9 protein-coding genes are annotated in these 16,343 nt (G+C 45.1%); 7 read left to right on the forward strand and 2 right to left on the reverse strand.

The features are described 5' to 3' along the window. The first annotated feature begins 61 nt into the window (after nucleotides 1–61). A complete protein-coding gene (locus tag EI981_RS07355) occupies nucleotides 62–1,969 on the forward strand; it encodes a beta-glucoside-specific PTS transporter subunit IIABC (RefSeq protein WP_126996826.1) in 1,908 nt (635 codons plus the stop codon). Next, nucleotides 1,956–3,413: a glycoside hydrolase family 1 protein gene (locus tag EI981_RS07360; protein WP_126996828.1), complete on the forward strand. Its 1,458-nt coding sequence runs from the start codon at nucleotides 1,956–1,958 to the stop codon at nucleotides 3,411–3,413. Before EI981_RS07355 ends, EI981_RS07360 begins: the two co-directional genes overlap by 14 nt. A gap of 266 nt (nucleotides 3,414–3,679) precedes the next feature. On the opposite strand, the gene EI981_RS07365 is transcribed toward EI981_RS07360, so the two are convergent. After that, nucleotides 3,680–6,031, reverse strand: a complete 2,352-nt coding sequence (locus EI981_RS07365) for a M13-type metalloendopeptidase (protein WP_126996830.1) — start codon at nucleotides 6,029–6,031, stop codon at nucleotides 3,680–3,682. 279 nt (nucleotides 6,032–6,310) lie between these two features. Here EI981_RS07365 and EI981_RS07370 point away from each other — a divergent pair, with 279 nt between their 5' ends. The 5 genes from EI981_RS07370 (at nucleotide 6,311) to EI981_RS07390 (ending at nucleotide 13,933) form a co-directional block, all read left to right on the forward strand. Further along, nucleotides 6,311–6,931 carry a class I SAM-dependent methyltransferase gene (locus EI981_RS07370; RefSeq protein ID WP_162616124.1) on the forward strand — a complete coding sequence of 207 codons (621 nt, stop codon included), beginning with the start codon at nucleotides 6,311–6,313 and terminating at the stop codon, nucleotides 6,929–6,931. A gap of 346 nt (nucleotides 6,932–7,277) precedes the next feature. After that, on the forward strand, nucleotides 7,278–8,504 hold the full coding sequence (locus EI981_RS07375) for a DUF2399 domain-containing protein (protein ID WP_162616125.1): 1,227 nt from the start codon (nucleotides 7,278–7,280) through the stop codon (nucleotides 8,502–8,504). Further along, complete coding sequence (locus tag EI981_RS07380) at nucleotides 8,480–9,949, forward strand: hypothetical protein (RefSeq protein WP_418789044.1); 1,470 nt, start codon at nucleotides 8,480–8,482, stop codon at nucleotides 9,947–9,949. Before EI981_RS07375 ends, EI981_RS07380 begins: the two co-directional genes overlap by 25 nt. Further along, nucleotides 9,933–10,712 carry a hypothetical protein gene (locus tag EI981_RS07385; protein ID WP_227011746.1) on the forward strand — a complete coding sequence of 260 codons (780 nt, stop codon included), beginning with the start codon at nucleotides 9,933–9,935 and terminating at the stop codon, nucleotides 10,710–10,712. Before EI981_RS07380 ends, EI981_RS07385 begins: the two co-directional genes overlap by 17 nt. Next, nucleotides 10,709–13,933: an AAA family ATPase gene (locus EI981_RS07390; RefSeq protein ID WP_126996836.1), complete on the forward strand. Its 3,225-nt coding sequence runs from the start codon at nucleotides 10,709–10,711 to the stop codon at nucleotides 13,931–13,933. The genes EI981_RS07385 and EI981_RS07390 overlap by 4 nt, the downstream gene beginning before the upstream one ends. A gap of 972 nt (nucleotides 13,934–14,905) precedes the next feature. Here the strand turns inward: EI981_RS07390 and rpoN are convergent. Beyond that, a complete protein-coding gene (gene rpoN / locus EI981_RS07395) occupies nucleotides 14,906–16,327 on the reverse strand; it encodes an RNA polymerase factor sigma-54 (protein WP_126996838.1) in 1,422 nt (473 codons plus the stop codon). Between the last annotated feature and the right edge of the window lie 16 nt (nucleotides 16,328–16,343).

Below are 16,343 nucleotides of genomic sequence, written 5' to 3' on the forward strand. Positions count from 1 at the left end.
CGGCATCCTGGCTGAACCAAAGCACGTTATATATTTTATAGATGCTAAAGGGGTTATGGTCATGAATAATCAGGATTTGGCTAAGCAAATCATCACTCAGGTTGGCGGGGAATCGAACGTAATCTCTCTCGTTCACTGCGCTACAAGGCTGAGATTCAAGCTAAAGGACAAGTCCAGAGCCAATAAAGCCGCATTAGAAAAGATGGAAGGCGTCATTACCGTCGTTGAGAGCGCCGGTCAGTTGCAGGTCGTCATTGGCAACAATGTAGGCCAAGTATACGCGCAGATTATGAAGGATACCAATCTGGAAGACGCCGAGAGGAAAGGTGGTAATACAGAAAGGTCAAACAGTTCGGTACTTGACAAGGCGATTGATCTTATTTCGGGTATCTTCTCACCGCTGCTGGGGGCGTTTGCCGGCGCCGGGCTATTAAAAGGGTTATTGGCGTTGTTCGTACAGTTGAGCTGGCTGGACGCCGCTAATGGTACCTACATGATCCTAAATGCTGCAGCGGATAGCACATTCTATTTCCTGCCGATTTTGCTGGGCTTCACTTCGGCGCGCAAGTTCCAGGCGAACCCGTTCGTGGCCGTCGCTATCGCCGGTGCACTGGTCTATCCGAGTATTCTGGATGCATTTAATAACGCGCAGCAAATTGCGTTTCTGGGTATTCCTGTAACGCTGATTAATTATACATCAAGCGTAATTCCTATCTTATTAGCGGTCTGGATTCAATCCTATGTGGAGAAGCTCCTACGCTCAATCATTCACGAATCGGTAAGAAATATTTTTGTTCCAATGCTGGCATTGGTCATTGTCGTGCCGCTTACCTTCCTGATTTTTGGACCTGTGGGCAACACGATCAGCCAAGCTGTGGCTTCCGGTTATACGTGGGTCTATAATTTGAGCCCATTGATTGCGGGCATAATTGCTGGGGCATTCTGGCAGGTCTTCGTTATTTTCGGCGTACACTGGGGCTTTATACCGATCATGCTGAACAACCTGACGACTGTTGGTTATGACACGATGATGCCAATGCTGGCTGCGGCTGTCTTAGCGCAGGCAGGAGCTGGTCTCGGCGTTTTCTTGAAATCAAAGAACAAACAGACGAAGGCATTGGCAGGTTCTACGACAATTGCAGGCGTCTTTGGTATTACAGAGCCATTGGTTTACGGGATTACCTTGAAATTTAAGAAACCGTTTATTTATGCTTGTATTTCCGGAGCGGTTGGCGGTGCGATTATCGGGGCCGGCGGCGGTCGCGGCTTCGGATTTGCCTTTCCAAGCCTGCTCGCGATTCCAACGTATATCGGTTCTGGATTCACTACAACGATGATAGGAATTACCGTTGCCTTCATTTTGGCCATTGTGCTCGTCTTGATACTAGGTTTCAAAGAAGAAACTGAGGAGAATACGGCTGCTTCGGGCAATGCATTAGGTAATGCTGCGCCTCTACCTGGAACGGAGAGCCTGGTAGATAAGGAAGTCATCGTCAGTCCGCTGAATGGAAAGATCATGCCTCTTGAACTATTGCCTGATGAGGCGATCGCATCGGGAGCTATGGGGAAGGGAATCGTGATTGAGCCGTCATCTGGCCGCTTGACATCGCCTGTCAGTGGCACCGTAACAACTGTATTTCCGACTGGACATGCGATCGGCATTACGTCCGATGAAGGTGTCGAATTGCTCATTCATGTCGGGGTAAACACAGTTAAATTAAAAGGACAATTCTTCGACAAGAAAGTAAAGGAAGGCGACCGTGTGAAGCAAGGGGATCTGCTGCTTGATTTCGACGTGGAGCAGATTAGAGCAGCTGGCTTCGTTACAGCAACTCCGATTATCGTTACCAATTCCGCCAGCTATCTGGACGTACTGAAGACGGACAAGTCGGAAGCGAAGCATAACGATTACTTATTGACAATCGTAAATCATTCACTAAAGGAGGATCATGTATATGAAGACAAGTAAGAAGGGGTTTCCAGACAATTTCCTATGGGGCGGCGCAACGGCGGCCAACCAGATTGAAGGTGCCTATAATATAGATGGCAAAGGCCTGTCCAGCGCTGATATGGTTGCATTTGTTCCTAAAGAGCAGCGCACTGGAGGGCATGCCATCGAAATCACGTCAAAGCAAATCGAGCGCATTCTCGCTGGCAAGGTCGATGCGCGCTTCCCGAAGCGGCACGGTATTGATTTCTATCATCGCTACAAGGAAGATATCGCTTTGTTCGCGGAGATGGGCTTTAAGGTATTCCGGATTTCTATTAACTGGGCGCGTATCTTCCCGAATGGTGATGATGCTGAACCGAATGAAGCCGGGCTGCAGTTCTATGACAACGTTCTTGATGAACTGCACAAATACGGCATACAGCCGCTTGTCACGCTAGCTCATTATGAGACACCGCTAGGTTTGACACAGAAATATAACGGATGGGCAGGGCGAGAAGTAATAGACTGCTTCGCGAAATACGCCGAAACAGTGTTCAGACGATACAAGGACAAAGTGAAGTACTGGCTGACCTTTAACGAAATCAACATGATGCCGCTTAGTCCGTTTACGGGCGGCGGGGTCGTGATCGATCGGGTCGAGAACAAGCTGCAGACGATCTATCAGGCACTGCATCATCAGTTCGTGGCCAGTGCCCTGGCGACAAAATTGTGTCACGAAATTATTCCTGATGCCAAGATCGGCTGCATGTTGGCCCGAATGGAGACTTACCCGTACTCCTGCAAGCCGGAGGATGTGCTTAAGGCACAACATGGCAACCAGATGAACCTGTTCTATACAGATGTGCATGCTCGCGGAGAATATCCGAAGTATATGGACCGATTCTTTGAGGAGAATGATATAGCTCTTCATAAGGAGCCGGGCGATGATGAAATCCTGAAGAAGTATACTGTGGATTATATATCTTTTAGCTATTACATGAGCCTCACTGTATCGGATTCGCCACAAAATGAAAGAGCGGAAGGAAACTTGTTCGGCGGGGTGAAGAACCCATATCTGAAAGCCTCGGAATGGGGCTGGCAGATTGACCCGATCGGCCTTCGCGTGACGCTTAATGCGATGTACGACCGTTATCAAAAGCCTCTGTTCATCGTTGAGAACGGTCTGGGGGCGTACGATCAGGCAGAGGAGGACGGCTCAATTCACGATACGTACCGGATTGATTATTTAAGACAGCATATTGCGCAAATGAAAGAGGCGATCAGAGACGGCGTAGAGCTGATGGGCTATACAAGTTGGGGGCCAATTGACCTTATCAGCATGTCCACATCGGAAATGTCCAAACGGTACGGATTCATTTATGTAGATCAGGACGATGAAGGAAATGGAACGCTGAAGCGCTCGCGTAAAGATTCTTTCGAATGGTATAAGAGAGTTATAGCCACTAATGGAGAAGAACTGTAAGTATCTAATGCGCTAGTTGCAGGCGTTTAAGTTTTCGTCCCTCTACAGATTGAGAAGAGTAGCCCCTTGAGGCGTAATGCAGTGCACCTCTTATAATAGACATTGGAACCCCAGGGTAAACTGATGAAAAATAAGGGGATATGTAATCCAAACAACTACTTGTCAAAATCATTCGTTTCAACCAAAAAGCTGATGCTCTATTTTGGCATCAGCTTTTTTATAGTTTCATAGTCGAGTTTATATTCCATCTAGTCCGTGTTTAAGAATTACCAAATGCTTACGCGATTCTCAGGAGCAACATACATAGCATCTTTCTCGGTTACTTCATAGGCTTTATAGAACTCAGGGAAGTTCGAGACGGTGCGGTTAACACGTACTTTGTTCGCAGAATGTGTGTCAACGGTTGACATATATGCAGCGATCTCTTTATTCATTGTGGTACGCCAGATTGTTGCATAGCCTTCAAAATAAGCTTTGTAATCCGGATTTTCCATTTTGGACAACACTTGAAGTGAAGCAGCCATGCCGCCGAGGTCGGCGATATTTTCGCTTACGGTCAGTTTGCCGTTGTTATATACGCCAGGAACGACTTCAACGCCGTCATAATAAGCGATAACTTGCTCACATTTTTCCTGGAATTTCTTATAATCCTCTGGCGTCCACCAGTCGACTGCATTTCCGTTCTCATCATAGGCGGAGCCTAGATTATCAAAAGCATGGCTGATCTCATGCGCAATGACCATGCCGATCGCACCCAGATTTGCCTCATGCTTGGCTTTCAGATCATAGAACGGAGCCTGCAAGATTCCTGCCGGGAACACGATTTCGTTGTTCAACGGATTGTAATAAGCATTTACATCGTAGACGCTCATCATCCAGCTATTCTTGTCAACAGGCTGGCCGAGTGAAGCAACCGCACGTGCTTTACTAGCCTTGGAGATCGCAACGATATTTTCAAACAACGATCCGCCATCCTCGTAGGATTTAATAGTTACATTATTTAGTGAATCGTCCCATTTATCCGGATAACCGATTTTGATTGTCATTTTATCTAGCTTCTTGATGGCTTTGGCTTTGGTTGTCTCGGACATCCAGTCCAGGGCCTGAATCCGTTCTTTATAAACTTCAATAAACTGTTTGACCATTTGCTCGACATCTTGTTTAGCTTCTTTGCTGAAGTAGCGTTCTGCGAACTCCTGGCTAAGATAATCGCTCATCACCCCTTGGGTGATCATCAGGGCGATTTCCTCATTTGTTTTTTCGCCTTCTACACCGAACATTTCAGACTGGAACTCTTGGCTGATTTTAATGAAATCTTCTGACAGCATACTACCTGTATTAATCAATAACAATGCTTTGGTATAGGTTTTGAGCGTGTCGAGATTTTTGTCAGTTAATATTTCAGCTGATTTATTCACCAATCCGATGTCAGTTACAATCACTTTATCCGTGTTGTCGAGGTGAAGCTCTTTCATCAATTTAGCCATATCAAATGACTTGAAGAGTGCAACAAATTTGTCTTTGGTGTAAGCATTGTAGAAGTTATTTACGTTTCCTTGATCCTGAATGTCCATTGTCGCTGCGGCCAACTCTTTTTCGAAGGAATACATTGCTTCAGCCTGTGCTTTTGCAGAGTTCTCATCTACTCCAGACAGCTTGAACAATTTCGTTAAATAACCAGTATACACGTTCTTGGTCCGCTCATCCCCGGAAACATAGCTGTTCTTATCGAGTACGGTGCCTAAGCCCGAGAAATACAAAGTGTTGACATTACTGTCTTTGGCATCTCCCATAACGGCAAAAGAAAGCAGAGAACCGTTCGACATTGCACTTTCAATTTCTAGAGTTGTATCGAGCAATTGTTGAATGGAAGAAGCTTTATCAATGGCGGCCAAATAAGGAGCGATCGGCTTGATTCCCTGCTGGTTACGATGCTCTACATCGAGAGCGGTTTTGTAAAAATCGGCAATTTTCTGCTCCATGGAGCCTGCTTGCTGTGGCTTCTGCACGATTTCATCAATGATTGTTTTGACTCGTTCCTCGTTCAAGGTTGCCAGTTCATTAAATACACCGTTAGTCATTTCTCCAGCTGGGATGGTGGATTTATTCAGCCAGGTTTTATTCACGAATTCATAATAATCATCGCGTGGATTCGATCCTTTGAGGGCCATCAAGCGTTTCGTTAGTGTGTTTAATTGCTCCATGGTAATGTGGTCGGAAGCTCCAAGCTTTCCGTTGGGATAACCGTTAATGATGCCCGTTGCTGTTAGCTTGACGATTTCATCCTCTGCCCATTTCGGGATGTCAATGAACTCAGCAGAGTTGTTGGAAATACGTAGATCATTGCCCTTTGGCTCAGGCAGCTCGGAGAACGCCCGACTCAGCATAATTAAAGCTTCAATTCGGGATACATCTTGGTTTTCCTTTGCATCTCCTTTGCCATAGCCTTGTAGAATATCCTCCTTCTTGACACCAGGGTTGTAATCATCTGCGGCTTTCAATAGATAGTTAACAACTTCTCCCCGTGTCACATTTGGCTCTGCTGCTTGAGCCAGTCCAGCTGGAAGTATGCTTAATAAAATGGATGAAGATAGTAGTACTGCTGCAAGTTTTTTCACGTTTTCTCCTCCTGTAGGTTCATGCAAACATGCAAACTATGTAATTCGAGTGAATAAGCAAACAGGATACGAGCTCCTGTATGGTATTATTCTCCTTATTGTATACGGAATAGAAGCTTGGAGGATTCAAAAAATGAAAATTATCATGGGATTTCGGAAATATTCTGAAAATAGCATTGGTAATCCCCTTTTAGAAAGTCCTACTGCCGATGTACTTGTTTTTTGCTAAAATGAACGTGAATATTGATGTACAGAAATTTGAGATGGAGGGATCATGTTATGAGTGAACATCATTCAAACATCAAGTCAGCTCTCCGACGGGCATACGACAATCATGCCGAACTTCGGGAATCAGTGGGGATGGAGCTTTGGAAGGTTGAGGAGAGGGATTATGTACTAGAGACATTCCAAGCAAATGAAGTGCGAAGCATCCTAGAAATTGGCGCAGGACCAGGGCGAGATAGCTTGTTTTTTAAAGAACATGGGTTTACTCTAACTGCCGTGGATTTGTCGGAAGAAATGGTGCGTTTATGTAAGCAAAAGGGACTAACTGCACAAGTGATGGATTTTTACCAATTGGATTTCCCCGATCAAACCTTTGATGCAGTGTACGCGATGAACTGTTTACTGCATGTTCCCAAAAGTAAGCTGCCCGACGTTCTTATGGAGATCAGACGTATTTTGAAACAAAACGGCTTGTTCTTTCTAGGATTGTATGGTGGTGTATCTACGGATAGCATTTGGGAGCAGGATACTTATGAACCGAAACGCTATTTTGCTATGTACCCTGACAATGAGATTCAAGAGATTATCCAGGACTATTTCAAATTGGATGATTTCCATACAAGGTTTTTAGGCGAGGGGAATCCTCATTTTCAATCGTTGTTGATTAGGAACTGATTTCTGAAAATACGAAGGAATCGGATGACAGATGTGGTAATACGGGTAGTTTTAGGAGATAGAACATTATTTAGAGGTCAGTTATGATTAGATAGATCATGATTGACTTGTTTTTTTATTGTTTATAAAAGGTTGCTAATCCCCTACTAGAAAGTCCCACTGTATGTGCATCTCATTTTTGCTAGAATGAATGTGAATATGATCGCATAGGAATACGTTTCAAGAAAAATTCCCAATAGGGAGTTGAGAGAAAATCGTGAATGGACAAGAGCAACTATTGAGATATTTGCAACAACATATTTTGCGAAGTGGAGAGGAGTTATCTCTGAGAATTTTAGAGAACTCTGTGGGCACCATTATAGACATTCCAGTTGTCAAGAGGACAGTTCGTACATATCGACAAGTAGGTATTTTGACGTTAACAACCGATATGCAGCAATGGCAGGATACATCTGTTCCAGACGTGGATCTACTTAAGTGGACACCTGGGCGGCGGGCCACTCTGGAGGATGAGCAGCAGGCATTTGAGTGGCTTTCTGCCGGGTGGATTATCAAGGAAATGCGCTTGAAACGGGATGGGAAGACAACTGATAAGCTTTGTTATCGAATGGGGTATCGTCTGTTCGCTTTACAGTGGCAAAGACAAGACCAAGAGAGAACTAAGCTAGCGGAACAGCTTGAGAGCTGTCGATCGAGAGCAGCGCGGCTGCAGAGACAAGGGACTAGCGTGATACAGAACGAACGAAAGACTCTGATATCTCTTCTGCAAAGCCGACTTATCGCTCATAGTAGTCTAACGATTGACGAACTGGAGGGAGCAGAGCTTTTCCAAGCCCAATGGAGTAATTTGAAGAGAATTCAATTTTTGCATTTTATACTGGCATTTATTCTAGTATCGAACGAACAGGATGTTTTTGATTGGAAAGAGATTGGTGCGCGATATTATAAAGAAATCGGTGGCTCCAAAGTGTTTGATACACACAAAGATGAATTTATCAGAACGCTGGAACTATGGGCAGGACAATCGGCAACTCATCTCGGTTTGATCAGTCCTGGTCAGATTACCCCTATATACTTCTCGGGGCCTCTAGAGGGACAATGGTCTGTCCATCGCCCGGGACCTGTTCATGCATTAACGGATATATCTGCTGTACAGGATGATTATCATACCAGTGCGTCAACCCTTTGGTTGGTAGAGAACCGAGGGATTCTGACACGAATTGCCGCAGACCAACATTTTGCTGAAAAATCAAATTGCTTGATCATATGCGTGGATGGGCATATCCGGAGTTCGCACAAAATGCTGATTCACCGATTGGTTGCTAATAATTCGATTAACCAGGTGTTGATGTGGAGTGACTATGATGAAGATGGCTTTGGCATTGCCAGAGAAATGATGGAAGCGGTCTCGGCCAGTAAGCTTATGTTAAAGTGGATTTGTCATGATCATCAGATCATTACGAATTGGATGGATTACCAAACTTATATGAAGAAGCTGCTGCAGGAGAGTTCCATAGAGCAGGAGCAGGTGCTGGGAGGATACAAGGATTGGAATCGATGGATCGACCACTGATATCTATATTTGAAACAGAAGAGACCTCTGCGGAAATACATCAGTCGATGCGGGATATTGCGTATCTCTCAGGCGTGTTAAGTGATCTGGGCTCGCAAAATGCTTTTCAGACTCCTGCGGAGATATTGCGCTTCTTGCGCATCATTCAACTGATCAATGAAGAGGCACTAGGACTTGATGAACCTATTGAGAATTCAGACACATTATTCTACAGATACCGGAATCGCTATAAGGACCCGGAGCCCCCTAGCCGTAAACGGGTCGAACAGATTATTAATGTGCTGGTCAAATATAATTGGATCTCCAAGCAGTCCAGGCAATTGAAAATGCGCGACGTTGGTAAACGGATGATGGATGCTCTGATCCGTCTAGCTAATGATTCGCTTGCCTACTACATGCATGATGATATTGGGAGGTCCCTGTTTCAGGCTAGACGTGATGCTGAGCTAAGCGAAGCCTACGATGATCATGGCATCTCAGGAGGCAATCGAATCGCCAGTATGATCAGAAATCTGGAGAATGCGATCGAGCTGATGAGAGAACGGGAACTGGAGATGCTGGCAGATCGGGGGGCATTACCGCAGCTTGAGATGATTCATCAGTTAATGCTGGAGCTAGAGGTCAAGCTGAATGAACGCTTCCGTCAATTTCAGACGTTGGAGGATAGTCTTGTCTTAAGCAATTTGATGCAGCAAGGAACGACTGCCTTGGCAGAAGGAACGAATCTAAGCATCGGTATGATTCATAAATACTTGAAATTCACGACGATGCAGCAGACGTTGCTCTCATCGACGATTCATCCCGAGAAGGTAAGGGAATTTATTATGAAGATGTATGACCCTCCGATAGAATCGGATATTCCGAATAGCCATCAGCTGATGAGCTTTATGGAGCAGGATTTGTATCCGGGGGAAGCGGCAGATGGATTATGGGTCCCTGTTAAGTTTGCATCACCTCTATCGGCGGCAGCGATCCACGAGGCGGTTCATTATCTAGAGACGTACGAGCCTATAGTTGACCTTGTCTCCGTACAGGATGAGGAAGAAGAGTATGTAGCAGAGGAAGTTGCGATTGATAAGGTAGGGGATTTGATCGGACAATCCGAATGGCTGCTGACGAAATCAATGATTCGCACAGAGGAGATCGAGATATATATGGATCAGGTGCATGAAGCGCCGATTGAACAAGTGGTGATTGAAGCGACTTCTCCGGCATGGGGGGATGCGATTAATGCATTGACCGCTGTCGCCGCTCTAATAGGCAGTAAGAGAATGTCGATAGAGCCTGCTACTGAAGATCAGTTGCAGAATAGGCTGTTCGATAACAAAATGTGGGATTGGATGAGGCAAGAGGATCGGAGACAAATGGCGAGGCAGAGGTATTCTGGCCGACCAGGCTCTACAGAGAAGGATAAGACAGAGGAAGGGAATGGAGATCTTGAATAGCGATGAGACAAGTACTTCTAATGTTGAACAGGAGGCAGAAGAGAACGGAAAGTCTAGTTTGACAGGGGCAGCTTCTGAGAATATTGATTCTATAACGGATGATTCCTCTCTGTATTCTTTGAATGTGCTGCAAGCTCTTAAAGGAATACTCTCTCAGGAAGAGGAACTGGTATTCATGAATATTTTATTCTCATCATCAGCCACGCTGCGTTCAGGCAACTTTGGACTATCGAGAAAAGAAGTTGAGAAGCAGCTACGAATCACAGATCAGGATGAAGCCTTTTATTCCTTCATAACACGGGTCAATCAGGCGGTAGGCAGGTATTTCCAAGTGATCTACGATGAGAAAAAAGATCAGGTTATAGCGATGATGCGTGTCTCTGCTAGGGCTGCACGTAGTACGCTGTCGAAGGAAAGTCTAGCGATCCTGCTGTTCATGTTCTATCAACAAGAGGTACTGCAGCATGAATTTACGCTGTTCGATCAATTGCTAAGCGCTTTTGGACATGAGACCACGAAGGCAAATCAGCGATTACTGCTTAATATCGATCCCTTGAAGAAGATTGGGGCGGTTGAGGAATATGACACGAATTCACTGGAGAAGGCGTATCAACTAACAGCGATTGGTGTGAATATGTTCTCGGATTCATTTCTGCGCAGAACGGTAGAATTCAGTCAATCCAATCAGTTGAGTAAGGAAGAAGTACTGAAGTTCTTCAAGCGTTACAACTTATATCGGGAAGGGGAGGAGGAGAGGCAATGATACCTTGGAAAATGTGGTTCAGTGGTATTCGCGACTATCCCGCAACAGTGATGGATCTATCGGGTCAAATGGACCATGTTCTGATTACAGGGCCTAACGGGGCGGGCAAATCGACAATTACCTATTGCATGGGAGCGGCGCTGTATTCATCCAAGGTTGATATTGAGGGGCTCAGATCTCGTAATCTGCAAGCGGACGAGTCGTGGAAGGCACATATTCGTCTCCTGTTCAGAAATGAAGGCAGTGATCGGCTTGATGCCCCTGACTATATTGAATTTTTACTGCGTATTTACCAGGACCCGGGACAACCGGTCAAGAAAGAGTTCTTCATTGCCTCCGGCGACGATCCCGATCAATGGGAGAACACAGTTCGTTATACATCCGGAGATCGCCAATATAACTTCTCAGCCTATAAGAAGGATCTGCAGTATAAATACAAAATTGACCCGGACATGTTCTATTTAATATGGTACCAGCAGGAAGTAAATCAATTTGCCGTTATGGACCCTCAGGAGCGGTTTCGGATTTTTGCTGAGATGCACGGAATTGACCGGGCGCAGCAGAGCTGGGAAGAGAGTATGGAGAAACTGAAGGAGACGCAGGAAACGCTGCGTACTTCTGAGACAAATGTTCTGCACAAGAAGCAGTTGCTTAGTATTCAAAGCACTGCGTTGAAGCGTTATGAGGAGAACCGAAGCCGCCTGCTGGAAGGCGGACAATTATATTCACGGTCATTGCTTCAGCTTGAAGATTATTATCGGCGGGAAGAAGCACAGCTGCAAGGACAGATCGAACAGTTGGAGCTGGGCATCGATATTCAACGGGACAACATGGATGAATTGGAGATACGTGAGGCTGAGGTGTTGGAGCAGCTGAATGCACAGGGAGAGCAAATCAATCTGGCTGAGCAAGAACTCACCCGAAATGAGGAAACGTTGCAGCAACTAACGGATGATATGAAGGAGACGTCGACAGCTGTGAACGAGCTGGAGAGTGAACTGCAACTTGTAAGCAAGGAGAAGGAACGTATCCGCCGTACGGAGGATGAAGTGAAGCAGCAACTGGTGCAGACTAAGCACCAATTAAGCGAAGCCATTCGCGAGAAAGAGTTGCGGGAGCAGGAACTGCAGAAATGCGGTGATTCAAGAGATCAATGCACGAAGCTAATCTCCAGATTAGAGGTAGAGATAGATCAGGACAGACAGCAGGAGATTAAGCATAAGGAGCGGCTCACTCAATATAAGAGTAGTCATTATATTCAGGAATGTTTGAATCAGCTTGATAGCTCTATACAGAGGGAAAAGGATCAATTGCATGGTCAACGGCAGGAAATTGGTCAATTAGAGGAAGAACTCCGCCGCCTAGAGCAAGCTCAAGACTGGTCGGTACGACAGATGGAGTCTCTGGAATTTTTTCGCGTAAAAAGGGTACAGGCATTCACGCTAAGCGAGCTGGTTGAACTGGATGTGTCGGCTCAATTGAAATGGGAAGAGAGATTCAATGCGATTAAATATACGATTTTCTTCGATGGAATTATATCCGAGCCGCCAAATGATCTATATCATGTTCCGCTGCGTAAAGTGGTCCCGGACCGTTCAATTACTGAATTACCGAATCTACATTTGAAGGTCAAGGAAGGCTTGAGAGAAGAGTGGATTCCTTATGCGATGAAGGCATTATGGTGGATTGAGCAATTTTTCATAGGTGGAGTGTTCCAGGTTGAGCACAGCGTGCTGATTGATCCGATGGGGATTCGTGGATCGCAGGAGAAGGGGCGTTATATTCTAAGTGAACGGGCATTGCAACTTCGCAAAGAGAAGCTTACGCAGCAGATCCATGATCTGAAGTTGCGGAGCGAAGAACTCAAGGGACAAATTGAGCAAAATACACATGAATATCAGACTCTAAGTAGTATGATTCAGAGGGTGCGCGAATCAGAAGCCTTCATGACTCAAGAGTATGAGCGGACTGAGCGGATAAGGAAGCTTAATGATGAGAATGCACGGGTTAACAAGCTTAAGGACCGAATTCGACAACTGGAACAAGAGCGTATCCAGTATAACCAAGAAGAAGTGCGTTTGCGCCATCTGGAGCAAGAGCTTCAATATGAGTCGGACTTCTATGTACAGCTTGGACAGTTAAAAGATAAATATGAAGCCTTGAATGAGATTCAGCGATATTTGGACAGTCTGAAGGCACAGATTGAGAAACTGCAGGATCAACTGGAGCAAGAGGAGGAACAGTTGCATCGGCTGGGGCGTGGGAAGAAGAAGATAGAGCGGGAGCTGCAGGATGTTCAAGATCAGAAGGTACAGAAAGAGCGGAATCTTGGTCATATGAGCAGGCAACTGGATAATACCAGAGATAAATGGAACGTGGTACAGCAAGAACTAATCGGAGGTATTCAGGAAATTCAAGATTTGAAGCGGCTTATTCCGGACATATATAACGAGGTTGTTGCTACTTATACTTCTAATCTTGCAGAATCAGCTCTTAGCAAGCGAACTACTTCTGAGTTGCAGCAAGATAAGGAGAAGGGGAAGATTCAGTTCGATTTTGCTAGACAAGAACCGGGTATTGATCCTGCAGCGCCTGATAATTATAGGGTCGTTCAGGAGGAATATGAGCGATTACAGAATGAATATAATCGGACGAAAGTGTTGTTCGAAGAGGACCAAATTCGTACCGATGAGCTGAAAAATGCGCTTGAGACGACAATTAACATGAGGGTGCTTGAGATTCGGCAGCGGTTCAGTTCTTATATGAGCTTATTCCAATTTGAAGGTGAGATTGATTGGGAATCTTATGAGGATCGCAAGCAACGTACTCATTTTAATCTATTCATCAAAGCCCGCAAGGAAGGGCATCGCGGAGCACTTGAGGATGTCAGCGTCAAAGCCAGAGGTGGGAAAGTCGGCAAGGGCGTATCCGGTGGGGAAGAATCCTTGAGCTCACTATTGTTCGCTCTAGCTTTACTGCAAAATTTGCAGACGGCTCCAGGCTTCATCGTGCTGGACGAATTCGATAGCGCACTTGACGAACAGCGCAAGCTCAAAGTATTTGATCTCTACGTACGGGAACTCAAACGCAAGCTAATCATCCTTACTCCCAAATCCCATGAACCCTCTTACTTGGAACGCTTTGACAAAGCGTATATTGTCCATCATGACCCGACCGTACCGAGGAGTAAGGTGACGGGGATAGTGAGGCGGGGAAAGTGAGTGATGAATACCATCAGAAGTATCGAAGGGGATTACTGCTTGAATCCGGGAGAGATCGGACAAGAGCTGTCGGATAAATTAGTTGGATTATTGGGTGATAGGCTTTCCAACGAGAACATTTGAGTAACTAAAACGAGAATTATTTTGACAATGTGGTAAGTCAAAATTAATTCTCGTTTTTTTATAAATTTAGAGAAAGAATAATCTTATTTACGGAGGTCAACATGCACATTACCCGAATAGAAGAAGCCTTATCGATTTCTGAAACGTCGGAACGATGTCAACGTGTACTTTACGAAGTTCAGCCAGTAATTAATCAATGATGGATGAATTGAAAAACAAATATTCGAGTCAGGCGCCGGAACTGCTTGAGTATAACGTACAAACATATGAATCTACTCTACGAACGACGAAGAATGATGCACGAAATTCAAACACTAAATGATTCAAATACTTGGTAAACGATAAACTTTCAAAGCTCATTCCAACTTATTTTATTCAAGGGCTACTCATTGTTAAGTTGTGTGATTAATACAAAATAGATGCAAAGAAGTAATGCTTATTATCTCTCCCCTCTATAAAAATATATTTCTTTGCAAGAAGGATTCAAATCAATCTGAAATTTATTTTTAGCACCGATCCTACTATTTTTTTCGAAAGGAAAATACTTATTATCTCCACCTTGTTTTATTTTAAGCGTCCTTATGTATCCCCATACTACTTGCCACAGCAACATTTATTGTCATTGTTTTTCCATCTTCGGATACAGAACAACCAGTTAGCACAATATCAGTTCTTTTTCCTCCTGTGCTGGAAAACAGAAATACTAGCCTAACAGAAAAAGGGCAAAAATTAACCATGGCTCTGAATGCTTCATTAGCCGCTTTTACACAGGACTTGGTTAAATTGCCCACTTGATAAGGACGTAGCCTAATGGTAATCACTCTACGAATTGGCTGCGAGAATTTGCAACTATACAGAGTATCTTTTTCTCAGTGATGAAGATGGAACTTGCAGCTGGTCTCTGTATTTGGCGACCGTTCTTCGAGAGATTATAATTCCGCACCGGTTTAACTCAGAGGTGAGCTCCTGATCGGAAAGCGGCTGCACCTTGTCCTCCGCTGCAATCAACTCCCTGATTTTTTGCTTGACGCCGACGGGCGACAGTGGGGAATTATCATCCTGAAGACTCAGAGTAGAAGTAAACAGGGACTTCAGGATGACCGTCCCAAAGGGACACAGGATAGATTTATTCTGCAGGGCACGGCTGACAGTGGACTCGTTTAGACCAAGCATATCCGCAACTAACTTCATGGACATCGGTTTTAAGTACACGGGGCCATTCAGAAAATAAAGAGGCTGCAGCCGGACGATTTGTTCCAGAATTCTTTCGATTGTGCGTTTTCGGCTGGAAACGTCATGGATCAGGTAAGCGGCGCGCTTGAGCTTAGCTTCCAAATATGCTTTTGTTTCCCGGTCATCGGTTTGTTCCGCCAAATTCCGGTAGTAAGGGTTGATACTTAACTTTTGCACGCTAAAATCATTATATTGAATCTGGATATCCCCATTTCTGTCAACCTGGATAATGGCTTCCGGAATAATGAATTTTTCGCCTGCGCCGGTTTTAAACCCGTTGGAAGGGATGGGGTTCAGCTTCCTTATGCAATCGCAGTACCGCTGGGCGTCTGCAATTGAAATATTCAGTCTTTCAGCAATTTTTTTTATCCTATTTTCGGCAACGAGATAAAGGCAGCTGTCTGCAATTTCGAACAGTGCAGGTTCGCGGTAGTTCATGCGCCGAAGCTGTAGCAAAATGCATTCGCTCAGACAGGAGGCACCTACGCCTGCAGGCTCCATGTGCTGGATCAGAGCGATGGCTTTTCTGATCGAATCTAAGTCCACAGTCTTTAGTTCAAAGGCGATTTCCACTGGGGTTTCGCGGAGGTATCCTCCTTCATCCAGGCTGGCAATGAGATAGCGGCAGATTTTTTCCGTAACCGTGTCGGTTTTAACCTCGGAAAGCTGTTTCAGCAGACAGTCGGAAAAGGTTCGCTCCTCCGACAGAACCGAAAGTGGGTCAATCTGTCCGTCAGAACGGGATGCGTGAGCTGAAGCGCTGAAATCCCTTAAAAAAAGTGGTGGTTCTACAGCTGTGCCGTCCGCTGTTTCCGGCGGCGCACTTCCGGCGCCCTCCATGTTGCCGACAGGGTACCCCGTTTCAAAATCATCGGTATCCGTTTCCAATACCGGATTTTCAATCATTTCTTCGCTGATTTTTTTGCGGAGCTCAAGCAGGGGCATTTGCAGAATGTTGAGGGATTGCTGCATGCGGACCGTCAAAATCTGCTTTTGCCTTTGTATTTGAATCTGGCTGGGCTGATAAGTAAGATCCATACAAACACCACCTCCT

The sequence above is a fragment of the Paenibacillus lutimineralis genome (genome assembly GCF_003991425.1).
In the GTDB taxonomy this organism is placed as follows: Bacteria; Bacillota; Bacilli; order Paenibacillales; family Paenibacillaceae; genus Fontibacillus; species Fontibacillus lutimineralis.

Excerpts from the sequence above, each read along its gene's own strand:
- EI981_RS07360 (WP_126996828.1), top strand. The coding sequence starts at position 1,956 with ATGAAGACAAGTAAGAAGGGGTTTCCAGACAATTTCCTATGGGGCGGC.
- EI981_RS07385 (WP_227011746.1), top strand. The coding sequence starts at position 9,933 with ATGGAGATCTTGAATAGCGATGAGACAAGTACTTCTAATGTTGAACAG.
- rpoN (WP_126996838.1), bottom strand. The coding sequence starts at position 16,327 with ATGGATCTTACTTATCAGCCCAGCCAGATTCAAATACAAAGGCAAAAG.
- EI981_RS07370 (WP_162616124.1), top strand. The coding sequence starts at position 6,311 with ATGAGTGAACATCATTCAAACATCAAGTCAGCTCTCCGACGGGCATAC.
- EI981_RS07355 (WP_126996826.1), top strand. The coding sequence starts at position 62 with ATGAATAATCAGGATTTGGCTAAGCAAATCATCACTCAGGTTGGCGGG.
- EI981_RS07390 (WP_126996836.1), top strand. The coding sequence starts at position 10,709 with ATGATACCTTGGAAAATGTGGTTCAGTGGTATTCGCGACTATCCCGCA.